The following is a 20,755-nucleotide window of genomic DNA, read 5'->3' as shown; positions in this document are numbered from 1 at the left end:
TGTGTCGTTATTGTGTAAAATTCTGAATTGTATCTAGCGCCCGCTCAGCAAGCTTTTCGTTTTTCTCTCGTTTGTTTCGAATTCGCTCTGGCAACTCAGGAACCAAGCCGAAATTCGCGTTCATCGGTTGAAAATGCTTGGAGTCAGCTGTAGTTATATAACGCGCCATACTGCCGATTACTGTTTCTGGTGGCAATACAAGCAGCTCATCGCCCTTTGCCAGTCTTGCTGCATTTATACCCGCCAACAAACCAGACGCAGCTGATTCCACATAGCCTTCAACACCTGTCATTTGTCCAGCAAAAAAGAGTGTTTCACGCTCTTTATACTGGTATGTAGGCTTCAACAGCTTAGGAGAGTTAATGAAGGTATTACGGTGCATAACGCCGTAACGAACAATCTCACAGTTCTCCAAACCAGGAATCATAGAGAAAACACGCTTTTGCTCTGGCCATTTCAAATGGGTTTGAAACCCTACGATGTTATATAGGGTTGCAGCACCATTATCCTGTCTGAGCTGGACAACTGCATAAGGCTTTTTACCTGTTCGCGGATCAATGAGTCCTACTGGCTTTAACGGACCAAACACCATGGTTTGACGCCCGCGCTTTGCCATGACTTCGATCGGCATGCAGCCTTCAAAGAAAATTTCTTTTTCAAATTCCTTCAAAGGAACTGCTTCAGCAGCAATCAGCTCATCATAAAAGCGATTGAACTCTTCTTCTGACATCGGACAATTCAAGTACGCTGCCTCACCTTTATCGTAGCGGGAAGCCACAAATACCTTGTTCATATCAATTGATTCTTTCTCAAGAATCGGTGCTGCTGCGTCGTAGAAGTACAGGTACTCCTCACCGGTTAGGTCCTTGAGCTGCTGGGACAGTGCAGGAGATGTCAACGGTCCTGTTGCGATCACAACGATCCCTTCAGGAATTTCTGTAATTTCATCCGTTACCACCTCTACCAGAGGATGGTTTCGCACTGCCTCAGTCACATAATCAGCAAACTCATGACGGTCTACCGCAAGCGCTCCTCCAGCTGGAACAGCACAACGGTCCGCAGCACTGATGATAACAGATCCCAGACGACGCATTTCTTCCTTTAAAACTCCAACTGCATTCGTCAAGGTATTCGCTCGTAGCGAGTTACTGCAGACCAATTCAGCGAACTTGTCTGTATGATGTGCAGGTGTCTGTGTTTTTGGTCTCATTTCGTACAATTTCACGGGTACTCCGGCCTGTGCAATTTGCCATGCGGCTTCACTTCCAGCCAAACCGGCGCCCACAACAGTGATAGTTGGCAATGTCATGCTGTTAATCCTCCAAACCTACAAAAATCTCAAGAATCGCATTAGGAATCTGCTTCTTCCTGATAATCGCATTTGGTACAAACGATGCTTACGCCTTGCTTCTTCCGTTTTTTCTCTATTAACATGCTAGAGCATTTCGGGCATGGTCTTGCAATCGGTTTGTCCCAAGAAACAAAATCGCACTCAGGATATTGATTGCAACCATAAAAAATTCGGCTCTTCTTAGATTTACGTTCGATAATCTCTCCGGTTTCACATTGCGGGCACTTTACACCAGTTTCTTTTACGATTGGCTTCGTGTTCCGACAATCCGGGAATCCGGAACAAGCGAGGAATTTCCCAAAACGTCCGAGCTTATATACCATGACGCGTCCGCAAAGCTCGCACATTTCATCAGATTCTTCGTCTTTTAGTTCGACTTCCTTCATCTCTTCTTCCGCGAAGGCAACCCGTTTTGCAAAGCCTCCGTAAAACGCATCGAGTACATTTACCCAGTTGGCGATCCCATCTTCAATACCATCCAGGTCACTTTCCATATGTGCCGTAAACTCCACGTCAAGGATCTCAGGAAAGAACTCCTCCATCAGGGTGATAACGATTTCTCCTAATTCAGTGGGAACAAATCGTTTTTCCTCGAGTGCTACATAGCCGCGTTTTTGAACGGTTTCCAAAGTAGGAGCGTATGTAGAAGGACGACCAATGCCTTGTTCCTCCAACGTCTTTACTAAACGTGCTTCAGAGTATCGAGGAGGTGGCTGTGTAAAATGCTGCGAAGGTTCGATGCTTTTCTGCTCAAGTGTCTGTCCCTCTTCGATCGGTGGCAAAAAGCTCTCTTCTTCTGTTCCGTCATCGTCTCCTTCAATATATACCTTCATGAAGCCAGGAAATTTTACCTTAGAGCCTGTTGCCCGAAAGATGACATCTCCGATGGCGATGTCTACGCTCATCGTATCCAATACTGCCGAAGACATTTGACTTGCCAGGAACCGTTCCCAAATCAACCGATACAGTCGCAGTTGATCTCGGGACAAAAACTCCTTGATCTCATCTGGCGTACGCATAACCGCCGTAGGGCGGATTGCTTCGTGAGCATCCTGTGCATTCTCGTTTTTGGCAGCGGTGCGCGGCTCTGATAAGACATACTCCGATCCAAACTTTTCCAGTATGTATGCTTTTGCTTCTTCTTGTGCGGTAGCTGATATGCGTGTCGAGTCAGTACGCATGTAGGTAATCAAACCGACTGCCCCTTCTTTGCTACCGACGTCAATACCTTCGTACAGCTCCTGAGCAATCCGCATGGTTTTTGCTGTACGGAAATTCAGCTTTCGCGCCGCCTCTTGCTGCAAGGAGCTGGTGATGAATGGAGGCGCAGGATTCCGCTTGCGCTCCCGCTTCGTCACTTTCCGAACGACGTACGACTGATCCGCCATCCTTTTATAGACTTCCTGAACATCCGCCTCTGACTTCAGTTCAACTTTTTCGTCTCCATAGCCATAAAATTTGGCTTCAAAGTCTTTTCCGTTGCTGTTGAGCTTGCTTGCTATCGTCCAGTATTCTTCCGGAATGAATTGCTGAATTTCCCGTTCCCGATCAAGAATCATTTTTACAGTAACGGATTGTACACGACCAGCACTAAGGCCTTTGCGTACTTTTTTCCACAGGATCGGACTGATATTGTATCCAACCAATCTGTCGAGAATACGACGAGCCTGCTGCGCATTCACCAAATCCATGTTGATGTGACGTGGGTGTTTGAAAGCTTCTTTGATGGCGTCCTTCGTGATTTCATTAAACACGACCCGAAGCGGCTGGCTTAGATCCAACCCCAAGTATTGAGCCAAATGCCAAGCAATCGCTTCCCCTTCGCGATCCGGGTCGGCCGCGAGGTATACTTTCTTCACTTTTTTGGCGGCATCTTTGAGGGTCTTCAGTACGTCCCCTTTGCCGCGAATGGTTATGTATTTGGGTTCAAAGCCACGTGTCACGTCCACACCCGTCTGACTTTTCGGGAGGTCCCTCACGTGTCCCATAGATGCTTTGACAATATATTTGCTACCCAGATATTTTCCAATGGTTTTCGCTTTCGCAGGGGATTCTACGATTACGAGCGTGTCAGCCATTTTTTTCCTCCCCTTTTAGTAAGGAATCTTCCCTATTATTAAATATGCTCATCCGATTTGTCAAACACTTGCAAGACTTTAGGGGGATTCCGGGTACAGAAGAACCCAGCCTAACGCTTCGCGAAATACCCCCCAGCCAGAGCAACAAGTGCCCCTTTTGCTTCTAAACGAAACAAAACCTGATGGAGACTTTTGCGCATATCTGCGTCCAATTGAGTCAGCAGGTCATCAACATGAATACCTTCGTGTGTAACGATATCTATGATTGCCAGCTCTTCTTTATCCAATAAGTTTTGGTCCAAATAATCGCGATGACGAGGCTCGGTTTCAGGAACTAGCGGATATCCGAGCTCATCCAGAACATCAGAGCTACCTGTTACTAGCTTTGCACCTTGTTTGATCAAGTTATGCGGCCCCATACTCAACGATGAAAAAATCGGACCAGGAATTGCAAAAACATCCTTCCCTTGCTCTAATGCGCAATCTGCTGTAATTAGTGACCCGCTTTTTTCTGCCGCTTCTACCACTAAAATCCCCATACTAAGTCCGCTAATAATTCGATTTCGCTCGGGAAACAGCCCTGGCACAGGTGGTGTTCCAGGGGGATATTCAGATAGAAGTAGGCCAAACGTTGCAATTTTTTCATAGAGTGCGCGATGACGAGGCGGATAAACCTGATCGATTCCACATCCGAGAACACCTACTGTTTTTCCATTATTCTTCAGTGTGGTTTCGTGCGCTTCCCCATCAATCCCATAAGCCAAACCTGAAATAATCACGAGTCCTGCTTGCACCAATTCCTTCACTAAATAAGAGCAGCTTGCTCTACCATAAGGAGTAGGCTTTCGCGAGCCGACCACCCCAATCGCTGGCCTTTGCAATAGCTGTAGCTCTCCTCGATAAAATAATACAAGTGGAGGATCAGGAATATGGCGTAGCTGATCGGGAAAATCCTCATCTAAAAAGCATACATACTGTATACCATTTGATATACGCTCGCGCAGTATTTTCAACGCAACTGTTTCATTTCGCAGTTGGTTTCCTTCCCTCATAATAGATGCTGACAGCTTCAGCTCGTGGCTGAGTGAATCCCATTTTTTCATCGCTTCTTTAAACGAGCCCGCTACTTCATACATCGCTCTCAGCTTCACTCTCCCCAGCCCAGGAACACTTGACAACAAGTAAAGCCAATCTCGCTCACTCACCTGGTCCATAAACATGTTTTCCCCTCCTCCATACCTACCGTTTTACAAATATCGTTGGTATTGAGTGCTATTTTATCGAAAGACAGTGGTCTGACTCAAAAATAAAAACGGACAGGCCTATAACCTGTCCGCTTTTAGCTATTCACAAGCTTATTTGCTCATTACTTTGTCGAGCATACCGCGCTCAGTCAACAGTTGAACCAAAGTTTCACCGATAACTGCAGGCGTTTTTGCTACACGAATACCACATTCTTCGAGCTTCGCGATTTTCTCAGCAGCTGTACCTTTACCACCGGAAATGATCGCACCAGCGTGGCCCATGCGTTTTCCTGGAGGTGCAGTTTGTCCGCCAATGAAGCCTACTACTGGTTTTTTCATGTTAGCAGCGATCCATTCAGCTGCTTCTTCTTCTGCAGTTCCGCCGATTTCACCCAGCATGATAACTGCTTCAGTGTCAGGGTCTTCGTTGAACATTTTCAGTACATCGATGAACTCCATGCCTTTAACAGGGTCTCCACCGATACCTACTGCAGTGGATTGGCCAATGCCGCGAGTAGAAGTTTGGTGTACTGCTTCATAAGTCAAGGTACCAGAGCGGGATACGATACCCACTTTACCTGGAACGTGGATGTAGCCAGGCATGATACCGATTTTGCACTCACCTGGAGTGATAACGCCAGGGCAGTTAGGACCTACGAGAAGGGTTTTCTTGCCTTCCATGTAACGTTTTACTTTTACCATGTCCAGAACAGGAATACCTTCCGTGATGCAAATAACCAGGTCCAGCTCTGCATCTACTGCTTCCATGATCGCGTCAGCAGCGAATGGAGGAGCAACGTAGATTACGGAAGCAGTTGCGCCCGTTTTAGCTACAGCTTCTGCCACTGTGTTGAAAATTGGAATACCGTCAACTTCAGTGCCACCCTTACCAGGTGTTACACCGCCCACCATTTGTGTACCGTATTCAACGGCTCCGCGAGTGTGGAACAGACCAGTTGCACCCGTAATCCCTTGCGTAATTACTTTTGTATTTTTATTAACGAGAATACTCATCGCGTAATTTTCCCACCTTTTTTGACGTATCTACTCGCTTATTCTTACTTCACCAAGGATACGATTTTTTCAGCGCCATCTGCCATAGATTCAGCAGCAACGATATTCAAGCCGGACTCGTTGAGGATTTTCTTACCCAGGTCAACGTTAGTACCTTCGAGACGAACTACGAGAGGTTTGTCCAGTTTGATTTGTTTTGCTGCATTCACTACGCCGTTTGCGATAACGTCGCACTTCATGATGCCGCCGAAAATGTTGACGAAAATACCTTTTACTTTTTCGTCACGGAGAATAATTTTGAACGCTTCTGTTACTTTTTCTTCAGTAGCTCCGCCACCAACGTCAAGGAAGTTAGCAGGGTCTCCACCGTAGAATTTCACGATGTCCATCGTAGCCATCGCCAGACCAGCACCGTTTACCATGCAACCGATGTTTCCATCGAGAGCGATGTAGGACAGGTCGAATTTGGAAGCTTCGATTTCTTTTTCGTCTTCTTCATCCAGATCGCGCAGAGCTACGATGTCAGGGTGACGGTAGAGTGCGTTGCTGTCGAAGTTCAATTTAGCATCGAGTGCCATTACTTCTCCGTCGCCAGTTACAACCAATGGGTTGATTTCAGCGATAGAAGCGTCTTTATCAACAAAAGCTTGGTACAGGCTCATCATGAACTTGGCAGCTTTGTTAATCAGCTCTTTTGGAATGTTGATCGCATAAGCCAAGCGACGAGCTTGGAAGCCGTTCAGACCAGTTACTGGATCAACTACTTCTTTGAAGATTTTTTCTGGAGTATTAGCTGCTACTTCCTCGATGTCCATACCGCCTTCTTCAGAAGCCATCATAACGACGCTTCCAGTTGCACGGTCAACTACTACACCTACGTAGTATTCTTTTTTGATGTCGCAGCCTTGCTCGATCAGAAGGCGTTTTACTTCTTTACCTTCTGGTCCTGTTTGATGAGTAACGAGTACTTTGCCAAGAATTTCACTGGCATATGTACGAACTTCATCCAGATTTTTTGCGACTTTTACCCCGCCAGCCTTACCACGGCCACCAGCGTGAATTTGCGCTTTTACTACGTTTACTTGGGTGCCCAGTTCTTTTGCTGCTTCTACAGCTTCTTCAACTGTGAAAGCTACGCGTCCTTCAGGAACTTTTACACCGTACTGCTTAAGTATCTCTTTACCTTGATACTCATGAATGTTCATTCTCCATCCTCCTATGGCAGATAAAGATCGGCAGGCTTTTAGACCGGTATGAAGACTCATCGTCTCCCCCAGTCTTAAAGCACCACTATCAGTGCAACGTTACTATTCTACGACAAAAAATGCAAAAGTGGTAGTGATATGTTGTCTTTATCCTGACCAATAACGACAAAGTTCATCAATGAAAACACTTACTTTCGAAGGTTTTCAAACAATTTCCACACATTTTGCGCTAGTTCATTGTGAGCATACCACGATTGATCCAGCTTAAAATAGCTAGGATAAAAGACAACCGACCGCTCTGAACCATTTACCAAAAATTGCAGTTGAAATTGTTCCTTTCCAGGAACTTCCGGCGTCTTTTCCAGTAATGTTCCTTTTTGCAGCAAACGCACGGTTTGATGAGCGATTCCTTGCTCAACGGTGGTTTGCGTGACATCCAGCTCGCGGTTTTCTCCCACCATTTCGCCTGTTGCAGTCAAGCGTATACGCGTTGTCTTAAACAGTCTCTCCAGCGATTGCTCCTCTGTCTCGCTAGGCGGGAGCCATGTCGTCATACGCGAAAACAATTGGCCATCTACATGAAAAAGATGTTTTTCTCTGCCAAAAGGTACCGAGATCAGTGTGGGTGTCAGTACAGTTACCTCAAGTGGTTTTTGTGTCGAACCAACGTGAATTTTGTAAGTCGGAAATAGCGGATACTGCTTTGGATTTTTTTCAGTTTCGGGAACCGCGGTATGTAAAACGTTTCTGATTTGATCAAGCTCGGTTCCTGCAAGCACAATCGTTTTGGAAAGGTCATCAGCCGACAGGAGCGCGTTATCGAACTTTTGAGCGAGCAGCCCTTTTCCCGTTTGCTTATGAACCCACTGATAAAAATAAATGGCACCATTCCCGCGATATGTACTTTCTCCAAACTGGCTTGCTTTTTCTCCCACCGTCACAACCAGTGGGGCCAGTTGCTTGCGATATAATACAAGAGTAAATCGAACATCCTCTTGCTTGAGTGGCTCTGTCGATAGCTGCAGATCCTGTCCCTGTGTGGGCAGTTCCTTGAGGAAAACAGGCAGATCGAGTGCAACCTCCTGTCCGTCCGTGGACATGACCGTTACTTTTTCAACTCCTCCCAGCTCAGTTTCCATCCGATCTCTCATGTCACTTTCAGTAACTTTGCTTCCTTGCGCGCATCCAGTCATTACCATGCTTGCCACCAAAATACTAAGCAGATAGGCACGTAAAGACGATTTCATGCAGCAACCTCCTTCGTGTATGCAATCCAATCACGATTATGCTACAGAAGCCCCAATCGACGGCTGATTTCACTGCCCAGCTTTCGTTTTACGTAGATTTCTCCTATTTGATGAGGGTCCTTGACCACGACCGAGCGATTGTTCGTGCGAATAACCACGTACTTTTCCCCGTTCTTGTCCAATCCGCAAATCAATTCGGATGCAACCTCTACAAAGATGGCGACAACATATTTCCCTTGTACTTTTTGCAAGGATATTTTAGGAAATGGCGTAAGGAATGGCAGCGTTTTATCCTGTATGTATTGAGTGATAGCCAGGATATACTTATCAGGATCGCCGTAATGTTCAACTTCATGGTCTACACCGCAAATACTTCCTTCGTCGGTTATACCGAGAAACAAATTTCCATTATTGGAATTGGCAAATGCCACAATCGACTTGATAATGCCCGTTTTGGATAACAAGAAATCACGCTTGAATTCAATCATGTCATTTTCGCCCAGCTGCGTGGCTACAAGTGGATCATCGACACGTCCAAGATAACGAAATCGGCTAATGGCCCCTAATCGATAGACGTACTCTTCGAAAAGGTCTGCCGGCAAGGAAATATCTTCTAGAACTGCATCTGTATTTTGCCATAGCTTATACGTTTGCGGGGCAAAGCACATATCAAAAACCATGTTTGTTCCTAAGGATCGGATGTTCATCCCAATCGCTGCAGGCTTGGCCGCGATCGGTTGATACGGCGGATCACTCTCAACTTCTAATACCCCTGAATGAAATAAATAATCAAAATAATGGCGCGGTAAGGTTGCCCGCTGTTTTAAAAGCTCTCGTACGGTTTTAGACCTTCGGCTCTCTTGGTAAAAGTCAAAACGCACAGATTGTTCTTCCAGGTGAGTTACGATAGCTACAAACGAACAAATATGGCGCATGATTCCCCTCGTTCTTTTGATTTAGTCACTTGTCATTCATTGGTCATATTTTAACGCAACCCTGAAGGGATTGACTAGTTATTTCTAAATAATGATGGGTCTAATGGAATATGTAGCCATTCCTACTCAGCCATATATTCCGTCTACATTTTCGATTGCCTCCTCCCAAAAAGTCTATATTTGAAAGGTATGCAGAAGCGTCTGGAGCTTGATTGAAAATAACATATCCCCTTGTATTTTTAATTTTCCTGTAATGATAGAAGCAGCCGGATTTAATTGCCCGTTCAACCATTTTAGGAGATCAGCTTCTGACAACTCGACTCTGCATCCTGCATCAAGAGTAAAACCCCTTTGATAAGAAGCACGATCATTAGCGAATATAACTTCATATTCACCAGCCTCTTTGCCTTGAAGAGTAATGTGGTATACGGCATTAAATCCAGCAATTTCACAAGGCTTTGAATTTGTATTTGCAATAAATTTTGATAAAGCAATTTCCACCTCGGACACCAGAACACCCTGCTTTCATGCACTCGCGAACAATCAGAGCAAAAGTTGCTTGATCAGGTTCACTTTACATATGGTTCACTATACATATATTATCATTATTTTCTGCCTGTACATTAGAAAACTTGGCTTCGCCAGGCCTTTTGGCGCAGGCAGGGCTTTATTTGCGCTTATACTATCTTCCTTAGAATTTTAAACTTTCCGATAGTAAAAAAAGAAAGCCGGATATGCCCGGCTTACTTTACACGTACAGCTGTACCCGTCGCAATGACCATCATCATGCCCTCACGCAAGGTTTCAAAATCCAAATCTACACCTACAATGGCATTTGCTCCAATGGAACGGGCTTTTTCTTTCATTTCACGAATAGCCATCTCGCGCCCTTCTGCTAGCTTGCTCTCGTACGTTCCACTTCTACCTCCGATAATGTCCGTAATTCCTGCGAGGAAGTCACGGACAACGTTTGCGCCCATAATGACTTCTCCACTGACAATATCCAGATACTCTTCAATCTCTTTGCCTTGCAATGTGCTAGTTGTTGTAACGATCATTAGTTAGCCTCCCGAACTTCAAGTTGTTCTTTTCAATAAATATTACGACTGAAGAAGCTACAGGTTGCACTAGACTTTTACACACATCACGAATACTCAGCAATCAGTGTATGCATGAAGACATGCGCCTATTCCTGTCCGAGGCGATGATGTTATTTATGTAGCAAATGTAGGATAATCATTTTGTAATTTTGCCGCTGAGGATTCCAGACTCGCTTTTTCCATCAAATCTCTCAGGGAGTATGAAAAAAAATCTGGCTCTTCATACCCATTCACATGGCCGACAGCAGCGGAAATGCTGACGTTTCGTATATGGGTGGGTTTTGTCAGTAATGCAATCCCTTTTTGGACCTGGTCCTCTTCAGCTGTTGAAATCATGACGAATTCATCCCCCGCATATCGACATAAATGGTCACCTTTCTCAGATGCGAATGAAGCAAGCACGGAGGAGTACCTTCGAATCACATCATCACCAAAAGGGTGTCCATGCTTTTTGTTGATCTGACCAAAATCATTTAGGTCGATGAAAAGCAAATGAAATGGGATGTTTTCCTTTAAAAACTGCTCACCGACATACTGAATATATGGCGCTTCGTATAGACCTGTTAACGGATCAATGAATTCAGCAATTTTCATCCGAACAGCATCTTTGGTAAGCACTCCTATTAAACGCTCTCCATCCATGATGAGAGCAACCTCGCCATTGTCCTCCTGTAAATAGGAATGCGCCTCCCATACATTTAGATCTGCTGAAAAACGACTCGGATACCCACTCATCGCATCTGCTACAATTCGATTCGGATGCGCGGACAAGACATCGCGGGAGGTAACTACTCCCATAACGACTCCGTGATCTATGACAACCAACCATCGCGTATTACATTCATTCATTTGCTCCGCTGCATAAGAAACACTTTTGCCAGAGGTAATCGTGCTAACGGATGTTGTCATGATTTCGGAGATTGTCATAGCAGATCCACCTCACGTTGAATCGAGACTGCTATTTTCAGCTCAGATCGAAGAACCATTGAGTCACTAATCATGCGCTCAGATTCCTCAAGCACAATTTTCATGAGCAATTTCTCATCTAGCATCTGCAAAAGCGTATTTCGAAGCAATACGGCCTCAATCTTTGGATGATCCATTTTAATTAGCGTAAATTGCTCCGGTGACAGGGCTTCGGCCATTCTTCTGACCGCTTCCGGCCCGATTGGAGCTTTTCTTCCGATAATAAGCATGTCTTGCATAGGTGGAACTTCAAATTCGGATATTTTAAGAGAAAGGGTTGCCTTCCTAGAATAAACATTTTTTTCACTGCTCATATGTATACCTCCACATTCAACACTTGCTTCTTAATCGTCCAACAAGCTACCTGGCTTCCCAAACAGGTATCCCTGACCGATTACGACACCAAGTAAAGAAGCACAAACAAAATCCTCTTCCTCTTCTACGCCTTCAAGAATAAGCTGTGAATCATTTTGGCAAAACTCCACAAATAGTTTCACTGTTTCCTGTTTATCCGTAGAAGTGGACAACTCGTGAGAGAAAAAACGATCAATTTTAATGTAATCAGGGGATATATCAACAATTTTGCGAAACGTGTTCATTCCTTCACCGACATCGTCTAACGCAATCAAAAAGCCTCTTTCTTTTAAGTCAGAAATTCTCTCTTTGAAGATGGGATCGTGCCAGACTTCGCCTTCCATGATCGATTCGTTAATTTCCAAAACGATCTGGCCAAGGAAGGGATAATACTCGCGGCTGACTTCTTCAATAAAGAGTGGAAAGGAAGCATCTGTAATCGTCGATGGAAATATATTGACGAACAACAGATCCCTTTCATTATTTGTTGACTGATGAAAAAAGGTAGAGAGGGCATAGTGCAGCGATTGCGTGTCGAGTTCTGGTAATTTCCTGCTTTCCTTTGCCGCCTGAAATAAGGACTCGGGATTAATCCCTGCCTTACTTCTCAGCAATACCTCATACCCGATTCTCTGTCTTTCGGGGAGATGGCAAATGGGCTGAAATGCGTGATAGTATTCTCTTTTTTCAAATAGCTCCGCAATGCTCTCCATCAGTTTTCCTTTCCCTTTCCTAGCGATTGATGAACACAAAGAAAAAGCTTCTCCCAATTCATGAGGAGCAACTTATCGCTGCCTGCCCCATGGAGAGTGCTGGAAAAAACCAACACGCGTGTCTGATAAAAAATTACCATATGAGACGTACTAATTGTTTTTTCTCATTGGTTTTTTAGGTAAAATTGATTACTCTTTAGTGATTCTTTGTCGACATTTTATGCCTTTATCCCTATTCATTCGCTAATTTTTTGCAAATTCCTTTCCATATCATACTAATTCATCATAAAAAATTGGAAGTTTGACAATTGATTTTCACTTCCAGTAATTGGTTGAAAATTCAAAAGTATCTTACGATTATTTCCTGTTTACTCGTTCACAATAAGAACCAAATTACCTGCATTGACGTATCGTAATTCTAGAAGAAACTTGGTGGGCGAATAACTTTTACGAAAAAAGGACGATGATCTATGCCGAATGTTTCTACCTCTTCTATACATGTATCACCCGGCCATTCTTTTTCCTTGTCACTTGAGGCAAATCCATCTACCGGATATCAATGGCTTTTATCGAATCCACTAGATGCCAAATTTTTGGAGTTTGTTTCGACTCACTACACTCCAGCCTCTCCCTTACCTCGAATCGGCCAAAGTGGTCAGCAGATCTTTACTTTTCAGCCATTACGGTCAGGCGTTACCTCTATCGCGCTGAAGTATTGTCGCCCTTGGGATGAGAGTGATTGCGCCAATGTACATTTTTACACGGTAACAATAGCGTGATACTGTTTATCTAAGTAGGCTTGCTCTAAAAGGTGAGCGCCCTATCCAAAGCTCGATAGCGAATAGCTTCTGCGACATGCTCAGCAGCAATAGTATCCGCCCCCTCCAAATCAGCGATCGTTCTCGCTACCTTTACGATTCTATCGTACGCTCGTGCACTTAAGCCCAAAGTCTCAAATGCAAGCTGCAGCATTTCCTGCCCTTCTTTATCTAAACGGGCATACCGGCGCAGCTCATCGCCATTCATCACACTGTTAAACGGACAACTGGTTCGGTATCGATACCGCTGCCACTGGATGTTCCTAGCTTGTTCTACACGTCCCCGAATGATTTCGGAGGATTCCTCGGCAATACGCTTGTGCAACAGATTTACTGGGACCCGCGGTACTTCGAGGTGCAGGTCGATACGGTCGAGAAGTGGGCCTGAGAGTTTGGAGCGGTATTTGTGGATTTGTTGTGGAGTGCATGAGCACGCTTGCTGATCTCTGGTAGCGAAAAATCCACAGGGACAAGGGTTGCACGATCCAATAAGGAGAAAGCGAGCTGGAAAGGTGAACACTTGCTTGGCTCGCCCAATCGTAACGATCCCTGCCTCGATCGGCTGACGCAATACCTCGAGCACATGACGCGAAAACTCTGGCATCTCGTCCAAAAAGAGAATTCCGCCGTGGGACAAGCTGCACTCTCCTGGTCGTGGGATTTGAGGGCCGCCGCCGATCAGTGCCGTCGCTGTTATCGTGTGGTGTGGAGAGCGGAATGGGCGTTCCTCGATGAGTCCGCCTGCTCTAGTTAAATGCCCCGCAATGCTGTATATTTTCGTCACTTCATAGGACTCTTCTGTTGTCATCTGTGGCATGATGCCCGGCAAGCATGTGGCCAGCAGCGTTTTTCCAGAGCCTGGAGGACCGACTAATAATACGTTGTGAAAGCCGGCGGCAGCAATTTCTAACCCGCGTTTTACAAAATGCTGTCCGTATACATCCGCGAAATCTGCGGTGTTGCTTTGTTTTTGGGATCGGGGCAGGTTTACCGCGCTAAGTTCTTCCTCATTGTGAGGCACTAGTCCGTTTGTCCAATACAATACAGCTTCTTTCACGGAGGAGGCTGGTAACACAAGTAGGTCCACGAGTCTAGCTTCGGCAGCGTTTTGCGCAGGAAGGATCACATGGGAAAATCCAGCAGCTTTTGCTTCCAGCAGGATTGGTAGCACGCCGGTAACTGGTCGTAAGCTGCCATCCAATGCGAGCTCACCTAAGATTAGTACTCTTTCTGATCGTGGGGGAATTTGCTTGGATGCGAGGAGAATGCCAAAAGCAATTGCGAGGTCAAAGCCCGAGCCTTCCTTGCGTTGATCTGCGGGAGCCAGGTTTACCGTAATGCGTTGCATAGGGTAATCAAAGCCTGCATTGCGTAGGGCTGCACGGACACGGTCTCTCGCTTCCTTTACTGCCGAACCACCGAGACCGACCAAATCAAACTGGGGCAGTCCGTTGGCGATATCTGTTTCTACCGTAACGACCATGCCATCTATGCCAAATACCGTTCCGGAGTAGCTGGATGCGTACATATCTCTTCCCCCTTTTTTCATAGGGTAGGAAAAGATAGTGGTGGTGGGCAAGTTTTGTTGGGGATAGGATAGGCTTCCGATAACAAAGATAAGGCACTTTTAGAATTTGTACGAAATTCAGGTTAATTTTTTTTAACGGAGGAGAAAGCTAAACAATGGACCTATTTGAGAAATGCATTCATGTTGATTCCAAAGATGAGCTTATCCAATTCATAAAGGCATTACGACACGATCTGCTAGTTAATCCCGATGAATGGGAAAACCAAACCCTAGATGGCTTTCTGGAGGCAATGGAATCTTGGATGGAAGATACTATAGATAGAGGATATTTACCAGATCAGGCCGAGTGGAAGTCGCTCGCAGCCATTTTATACATGGGGAAGATTTATGAGTAGATGAGAAGGTATTTCTACTACCTTGCATGGTAGGAGAATAAGAAACGACATCGAGACATCCTCAATTCGTTTTATTAATAGCTAGAGAAACTCCCCTAATGCAAATATCAATAAGTAATTGAATATGATGTTATACATTTTGTGAGTAAAAAAATGGATAGAGGTCTCAGAAAATATCTGGATCTCTATCCATTTCTCTTTGTTATTTACAACAACATATCAACTCAGAACCGTTGGCAAACGTTCAGCGGTATCAAGAGACGTTACTCCAAGATCCAGAGTTCGACGAACTGCCTGAATGGATTCTTCATCCGTAGGTTTATTGTAAGAGCATTAGAAAGGATTTCAACGGTTCTGTCAGATATTTATCTCGATGGTGAACTACTATCAATTCATTTTTCAATAATAGGTCTTGAACAGACAGCGAAATCAACTTCCCCTGCGTTAGCGGCTCGCGTACAAGAACATCCGGCAAAATCGTTATGCCGATTCCAGCCTTAGCTGCTTCTATCAGAGCCAGAGAATTCACGCTTGTCCACACAGGTTGCGCGGTAAATCCTAACAAATAAAGAACGCTGTCTAACGTATCGCGGATTGCGCTGCCCTGTTCGCGCAACAATAGTTTTTCTGAGCAAAATTCATGTAAAGTCAATTCTCTCTTCTTGATGGGATAGTCGGGTGCGCACACAATATGTAACGGATACGAAGCAAAGGGGGTACATATAAAAGGACCTTGAGGAGCCGCACCTTCAATCAAAGCGATGTCAGCTTTTCCTTCCCGCAATATTTCAACCGCATTTGCTGCTCTGACCACATCGACCTTGCTCGGTATATCGGGCCAATCTTTATGAAAGGTTTGCAATATTTTCGGCAACCAGAACGCTGCAATTGTAATACTGGAAACAATGTGCAGGGGGGCTCGTTTTTCCAAACAATTGATACGCGCATTCAAAGCTTCGCACGAAGACAAGATCGGTAAAATTTCATCCAGCAGTAACCGACCGCTTTTTGTAAGCTGCACACTTTTTGACAATCGATCAAATAATGCAGTCCCTACCCTTTCTTCCAGTTCTCGTATTGCATGAGAAACTGCCGATTGCGTGATATATAACTTTTCCGCAGCCCTTGTAAAGTTTCTCGTTTCAGCTACTGCCTTCAGTATTTCAAAATGCCGAAGCGTCATCATAGATGGTCCCCCTGACATGAATAGAACTAATCATTATTGCAAAATAATATCATTTTACTGATCGATCAACAACCTCCATAATAATCAGGTAACGAGGAGGCGATTTTATGATAAACCAAAGAACCAAACTATGTGTCTGGCTTCTGGGCATAAATTTGTTTATCAGCACATTTACATTTGGTGGTGGATATGTTGTTGTTCCGATGATTCGGAAGTATTTTATATCCTCCAAAAAACTATTCAGTGAAGATGAGTTGGTAGATATGGCTGCTATTGCACAGTCTTCACCTGGAGCAATTGCAATCAACTTGTCAACGCTCGCAGGGTTTCGGGTAGCTGGGAGGATAGGGGCTGTAATCAGTTGTATCGCCGCTGTCATTCCATCGCTTGTTATACTGGTGTTAATCTCCAAGTTTTATATTAGTTTTGCGGCGAATCCATTGATCTCCGCGGTATTGAAAGGAATGCAGGCGGGCGTAGCAGCCCTTATCATTAATTTCGTTGTTGATATGTGCAGTATGATGATCAAGGAACGTTCTTTACTCCTTACTTTAATTATTCCGACGGCATTTTTGGCAAACTTTCTATTTGAAATCAATGTGGCTATTATCCTTGCAGTGTCCTGCTTTATATGCATTGCGCGAGTATGGCTGACAAAAGGTGACAGAAATGAGTGAACTATTGAAACTGTTATTGGTCTTTTTTCAGATCGGTTTGTTCAGTATCGGCGGAGGATATGCAATCATCCCGCTCATTCAGGAAATGGCAGTTGAAAAAAATGCTTGGGTATCACAACAGATATTTACCGATATCATCACCATTTCGCAAATGACGCCTGGCCCGCTAGCGGTAAGCGCCTCCACTTTTGTTGGCTTTCAGATTGCAGGGATTCCCGGTGCCATAATCGCAACGTTCGGCTGTGTAATTTCAGGTGTCGGCATTTCTATATTGCTGTATCGCTTTTTCCAAAGACACAATGAATCGATCTATGTGATAGAAGCTTTGAATGGCCTGAGATCGGCTTCTCTTGGGCTTATTATTTCCGCTGCTGCAACGATATTGTTATTGACGTTTTTTGGGACATCTACAATAAGCATGGTTGCTGATGTGGACTGGATTGCGATAGCAGTCTTTGCAGGCTCTTTGTTTGTTTTGAGAAAATGGAAGATGAACCCGATCCTGCTCATGGTTCTGACGGGTATTCTCGGAGGAATTACTCAAATAAACTCGAACTGGTAAAAGGAATGTATCGAAATAGTGCCGCGGCGCCTGATCCTGACATGGTCATTTTGCTGGCGAGGTATATTACCATTCTAGGAATCATCATGACAAATAGAGGAAGGACAGCCAGCAATTACACGGTCTGTCCTTTTTCCAGTTAGTTATTGTTTCTAAAGGAGCGTTATGAATCGACACTATTTGAGCTTATACATAACCTGCATATTCCCTGCGCAAAAGCCCCAATTTCACTAGATCAATATACATACCGTTTTCAAATTCAGACTCCCGAGAAATGCCCTCTACCTGGAAGCCGACTTTTTGAAGTAAATGTATCGAAGCTGTATTTCTCGTGTCTGCTTCTGCCTCTATTCGATTTAGTTTCATGTGCGTGAAGCCATACTCAATGATCGGGCGAATTGCTTCAGTCATGATTCCTTTGTTCCACCACGAATACATTAAATCGTATCCGATCTCGGCTTTATTGTGGACTGCTTGATAATTTTTGAAGCCGCAGCTACCAATGAATTTACCCGATTGCCTATCTGTTATGGCCCACCTAATTCCCTGCTTTTCTCTAAAAAGTGCTTGGTACCAGCCCAATTCGTTTTCTGCTTCAGCCATCGTTTGAAAGGTTGGAAAGCCGATATACCTAGCAACTTCTTCATTTGACAGCATGTCTAAAATGAGCGGCAGGTCAATTGTCTCAGGCTGTCGCAGGATTAATCTGTCTGTTTCTAAAATCGGGAAAGTCTCAAATAGTACTTGGTTCTCCACCCAAGCCCCCTCCTATCGTTTTAGGCATTAATCACGATGCTTGCCTGGCGAAATCCATATTTACGTTCTCTTATTCTTAAAACGTTTTACGTAACCAACTCCCGCATTTAAAAACAGGAACACAATTCCAATATTAATCGCATGATCCGCAAAGTTCAGGATGCCATTGCCGGAGGAAGACACTATAAAATCGGTAACTCGTCCAAATAAAATCCGATCGATCGCATTCCCTACTGCACCTCCTACCAAAAAACCAAGACCCAATTCCATTACAAAGTGCTTCTCTTCTGTCTTCTTCCGATAGTAAATTACGGCTGTTACGAAAAGCACAGCGGCTACGGCGAACAAACGAGCATAACCCTGGAACAAGCTGAATGCCATTCCTGCATTTTCGTAGTGCTCAAGCAAAATGCCCCATACATACATGGTCTCTCCAACAGGGAGGTATAGACGGATCAAATATTTAGATAGCTGGTCTGCGATGATCACCAAAATGGAGATGAGATAAAAAACCATAGGCTGCCTTCTTCCTTGCGAGGATTCACCTTTACCTCCCCTACTTTATCGTGAAGCTCCCATTTTGACCATATCGTAACTCTCTGGACTACATCATGAAAAAAGAAGCCCTTCGAATCACTTGGTCATGATTTGATGGGCTTCTCGCTCTTGATGAGTGTGTTATTCTACCGTTACTTTAATTTTTACTTTTTCACCCTTGTACTCAGCAGTGATCTGCGCTGTACCTTTACCTTTGGCAGTTACACGACCATTTTCATTTACAGTTGCAACAGAGGTTTTGGAAGAGCTCCATTCAGCCTTGGAACCTGGGACTGATTTGTTGTTGTAGAGGAGCTCGATCGTTTCTCTGTCCCCTTTACTGAGCGTCAGGCTGGTCACATCAGCTTCCAGACCATCTGAGCTCGAACCTTTGCCATCTACATTGACCTCAATTTCAACCTCTTCGCCTTTGTACTTGGCCGTAATAGTCGCTGTACCTTTCGCTTTTGCTGTAATTACTCCGTCATCATTAACATTTGCAACAGAAGATTTAGATGTGCTCCAGGAAGCTTTTGAATTAGAAATAGAGCGGCCATCGTAGGTCAGTTTGATTGTTTCTTTATCGCCCTTGCTCATGTTCAGCTTGCTCTTAGATGCCTCAAGAGAGTCGGAAGAACCAGTTGAATCGACTCTGACCTCAATTTTTACCGTTTCAGATTTATACGATGCAGTGATTGTTGCTGTACCTTTGTCTTTGGCTGTAATTACTCCGTCATCTACTGTTGCAACTGAAGACTTGGACGTTTTCCATGTCGCTTTTGATCCAGAGATGCTGCTGCCATTATAGGTGAGACGGATCGTTTCTTTTTTCCCTTTTTTCAAGTTGATCTTGGTCTCATCTGCTTCGAGCCCGTCAGAGGAGTCTGTCGTATCGACTTTTACCTCAATTTTTACGGATTCTGATTTATACGTTGCAGTGATTGTTGCTGTCCCTTTACCTTTAGCTGTAATTACTCCATCATCTACTGTTGCAACGGATGAATTAGACGTTTTCCATGTCGCTTTTGATCCGGAGATGCTGCTGCCGTCATAGGTTAGATAGATTGTTTCTTTTTTGCCTTTTTTCAAGCTGACTTTGGTTTCATCCGCTTTAAGCTTACTCTTGGTATCAGAGCCATCAACGGTTACTTCAATATCAACCTTGGAGCCTTTGTACTCAGCTCTGATCTTGGTTGTTCCTTTATTATTAGCAGTAATTACTCCATCGTTTACAGTAGCAACTGCCGTATTGAACGTTTTCCATGTTGCTTTTGACCCGGCAATCTTATCTCCGTCATACGTTAAGGTAATGGTTTCTTTATCACCAGAGCTTAACGAGAGTTTTGTATCACTTGCTTTCAAGCCGTCTGTGGAATCGGCATTCACTTTTACTGTAATCTTCACAGATTGCCCGTTGTACTTGGCAGTAATGGTTGCTGTTCCGGAAGCATTAGCTGTAATGACACCATTCCTGACGGTTGCTACAGCTGTATTGGACGTCGTCCATGTTGCATCGTAGCCAGAAATCGTTTTGTTGTTATATTTCAACGTAATTGTTTTGTCATCGCCTTTTTTCAGCGAGATGCTATCGATATCTGCCTTGAGGCTTCCGTCTTTTGAAACATTGACAATAATATAGACAAAGTCATCGTCATAGGACGCGATGACATAGGCAGTACCTGCGTTCTTCCCTGTAATCACACCGTTCCTTACATGAGCAATAGAAGAATCAGTGGTATCCCAATCTGCTCGCGAGTTGTCGAGAGTCCGACCGTCATACGTCAGCTTGATTGTCTCAGAATCTCCTGACGATAGCTTTATCTCTGAATACTCTGTTTGAAGTCCTTCTGAATAAGCTTTTGCAACAATGCCAGAAGCTCCCACTGTGATCGGATTCACAGTCTGTGCAGACGCAAATCCTGTGGCAGAAAACTGTACAGTGAAAATAGTCGCAACCGCCAAGGTCACGTTTTTCATTAACGTATTTTTCTTCATAATTACCTCCAAATGGATTCCTATACTTACTTTGACGAACGAAATGGAAAAATGTCACATGAAAATCCAAGTTTTTTTGAAAAACATTTGTTTT

21 protein-coding genes are annotated in these 20,755 nt (G+C 44.4%); 4 read left to right on the top strand and 17 right to left on the bottom strand.

The annotated features are described in order from the left end of the window. Positions 1–7: 7 nt before the first annotated feature. From trmFO to C3B52_RS09935, 12 genes are all read right to left on the bottom strand, one after another. Complete coding sequence (gene trmFO / locus C3B52_RS09990; RefSeq protein WP_103105936.1) at positions 8–1,309, bottom strand: FADH(2)-oxidizing methylenetetrahydrofolate--tRNA-(uracil(54)-C(5))-methyltransferase TrmFO; 1,302 nt, start codon at positions 1,307–1,309, stop codon at positions 8–10. A 41-nt stretch (positions 1,310–1,350) separates the two neighbouring features. Further along, a complete protein-coding gene (gene topA / locus C3B52_RS09985; protein ID WP_103105935.1) occupies positions 1,351–3,429 on the bottom strand; it encodes a type I DNA topoisomerase in 2,079 nt (692 codons plus the stop codon). 110 nt (positions 3,430–3,539) lie between these two features. Further along, a complete protein-coding gene (dprA, locus tag C3B52_RS09980; RefSeq protein ID WP_103105934.1) occupies positions 3,540–4,649 on the bottom strand; it encodes a DNA-processing protein DprA in 1,110 nt (369 codons plus the stop codon). Between the two features lie 135 nt (positions 4,650–4,784). Further along, the gene (sucD, locus tag C3B52_RS09975; RefSeq protein WP_103105933.1) at positions 4,785–5,687 is read right to left on the bottom strand and encodes a succinate--CoA ligase subunit alpha; all 903 of its coding nucleotides are present in this window, start codon (positions 5,685–5,687) and stop codon (positions 4,785–4,787) included. Positions 5,688–5,731: 44 nt separating this feature from the next. Then, positions 5,732–6,892 carry an ADP-forming succinate--CoA ligase subunit beta gene (gene sucC / locus C3B52_RS09970; protein ID WP_016743310.1) on the bottom strand — a complete coding sequence of 387 codons (1,161 nt, stop codon included), beginning with the start codon at positions 6,890–6,892 and terminating at the stop codon, positions 5,732–5,734. A gap of 188 nt (positions 6,893–7,080) precedes the next feature. Then, positions 7,081–8,139, bottom strand: coding sequence for a hypothetical protein (locus C3B52_RS09965; RefSeq protein WP_103105932.1), 1,059 nt, complete (start codon positions 8,137–8,139; stop codon positions 7,081–7,083). 41 nt (positions 8,140–8,180) lie between these two features. Beyond that, positions 8,181–9,074 (bottom strand): AlbA family DNA-binding domain-containing protein, encoded by an 894-nt coding sequence (locus C3B52_RS09960; RefSeq protein ID WP_103105931.1) that lies wholly within the window; start codon positions 9,072–9,074, stop codon positions 8,181–8,183. 174 nt (positions 9,075–9,248) lie between these two features. After that, positions 9,249–9,575, bottom strand: a complete 327-nt coding sequence (locus C3B52_RS09955; RefSeq protein ID WP_103106187.1) for an SCP2 sterol-binding domain-containing protein — start codon at positions 9,573–9,575, stop codon at positions 9,249–9,251. A gap of 242 nt (positions 9,576–9,817) precedes the next feature. Continuing rightward, positions 9,818–10,132, bottom strand: a complete 315-nt coding sequence (locus C3B52_RS09950; protein ID WP_103105930.1) for a YbjQ family protein — start codon at positions 10,130–10,132, stop codon at positions 9,818–9,820. Between the two features lie 156 nt (positions 10,133–10,288). Beyond that, positions 10,289–11,101, bottom strand: coding sequence for a diguanylate cyclase domain-containing protein (locus C3B52_RS09945; RefSeq protein ID WP_103105929.1), 813 nt, complete (start codon positions 11,099–11,101; stop codon positions 10,289–10,291). Beyond that, entirely contained in the window at positions 11,098–11,454 is a 357-nt protein-coding gene (locus C3B52_RS09940) for a hypothetical protein (protein ID WP_049738752.1), read from the bottom strand. Before C3B52_RS09940 ends, C3B52_RS09945 begins: the two co-directional genes overlap by 4 nt. Positions 11,455–11,484: 30 nt before the next feature. Next, positions 11,485–12,207, bottom strand: a complete 723-nt coding sequence (locus C3B52_RS09935) for an EAL domain-containing protein (RefSeq protein ID WP_103105928.1) — start codon at positions 12,205–12,207, stop codon at positions 11,485–11,487. Between the two features lie 470 nt (positions 12,208–12,677). On the opposite strand from C3B52_RS09935, the gene C3B52_RS09930 reads away from it, so the two are divergent. Then, a complete protein-coding gene (locus C3B52_RS09930; RefSeq protein WP_103105927.1) occupies positions 12,678–12,986 on the top strand; it encodes a protease inhibitor I42 family protein in 309 nt (102 codons plus the stop codon). A 25-nt stretch (positions 12,987–13,011) separates the two neighbouring features. Here the strand turns inward: C3B52_RS09930 and C3B52_RS09925 are convergent, their stop codons facing one another. Continuing rightward, positions 13,012–14,553, bottom strand: coding sequence for a YifB family Mg chelatase-like AAA ATPase (locus C3B52_RS09925; RefSeq protein WP_103105926.1), 1,542 nt, complete (start codon positions 14,551–14,553; stop codon positions 13,012–13,014). Between the two features lie 155 nt (positions 14,554–14,708). Here C3B52_RS09925 and C3B52_RS09920 point away from each other — a divergent pair, with 155 nt between their 5' ends. Continuing rightward, a complete protein-coding gene (locus C3B52_RS09920) occupies positions 14,709–14,948 on the top strand; it encodes a DUF7660 family protein (RefSeq protein WP_103105925.1) in 240 nt (79 codons plus the stop codon). 319 nt (positions 14,949–15,267) lie between these two features. Here C3B52_RS09920 and C3B52_RS09915 read toward each other — a convergent pair whose 3' ends face one another. After that, on the bottom strand, positions 15,268–16,134 hold the full coding sequence (locus tag C3B52_RS09915; protein WP_201264865.1) for a LysR family transcriptional regulator: 867 nt from the start codon (positions 16,132–16,134) through the stop codon (positions 15,268–15,270). Positions 16,135–16,241: 107 nt separating this feature from the next. Here C3B52_RS09915 and C3B52_RS09910 point away from each other — a divergent pair, with 107 nt between their 5' ends. Both C3B52_RS09910 and C3B52_RS09905 read left to right on the top strand, forming a co-directional pair. Next, positions 16,242–16,811 (top strand): chromate transporter, encoded by a 570-nt coding sequence (locus C3B52_RS09910; protein ID WP_103105924.1) that lies wholly within the window; start codon positions 16,242–16,244, stop codon positions 16,809–16,811. Then, complete coding sequence (locus tag C3B52_RS09905; RefSeq protein ID WP_103105923.1) at positions 16,804–17,373, top strand: chromate transporter; 570 nt, start codon at positions 16,804–16,806, stop codon at positions 17,371–17,373. Before C3B52_RS09910 ends, C3B52_RS09905 begins: the two co-directional genes overlap by 8 nt. A gap of 186 nt (positions 17,374–17,559) precedes the next feature. Here C3B52_RS09905 and C3B52_RS09900 read toward each other — a convergent pair whose 3' ends face one another. The 3 genes from C3B52_RS09900 to C3B52_RS09890 form a co-directional block, all read right to left on the bottom strand. Further along, positions 17,560–18,129: a GNAT family N-acetyltransferase gene (locus tag C3B52_RS09900; RefSeq protein ID WP_103105922.1), complete on the bottom strand. Its 570-nt coding sequence runs from the start codon at positions 18,127–18,129 to the stop codon at positions 17,560–17,562. Between the two features lie 60 nt (positions 18,130–18,189). After that, a complete protein-coding gene (gene lspA, locus C3B52_RS09895; protein WP_103105921.1) occupies positions 18,190–18,645 on the bottom strand; it encodes a signal peptidase II in 456 nt (151 codons plus the stop codon). A gap of 162 nt (positions 18,646–18,807) precedes the next feature. Next, complete coding sequence (locus tag C3B52_RS09890; RefSeq protein ID WP_103105920.1) at positions 18,808–20,661, bottom strand: Ig-like domain-containing protein; 1,854 nt, start codon at positions 20,659–20,661, stop codon at positions 18,808–18,810. Between the last annotated feature and the right edge of the window lie 94 nt (positions 20,662–20,755).

Origin of the sequence: Brevibacillus reuszeri (genome assembly GCF_002897295.1) — a bacterium.
Lineage (GTDB): Bacteria > Bacillota > Bacilli > Brevibacillales > Brevibacillaceae > Brevibacillus > Brevibacillus reuszeri_A.
Note: the sequence above shows the minus strand (reverse complement) of the source record. Positions and strands in the feature narration are given on the sequence as shown.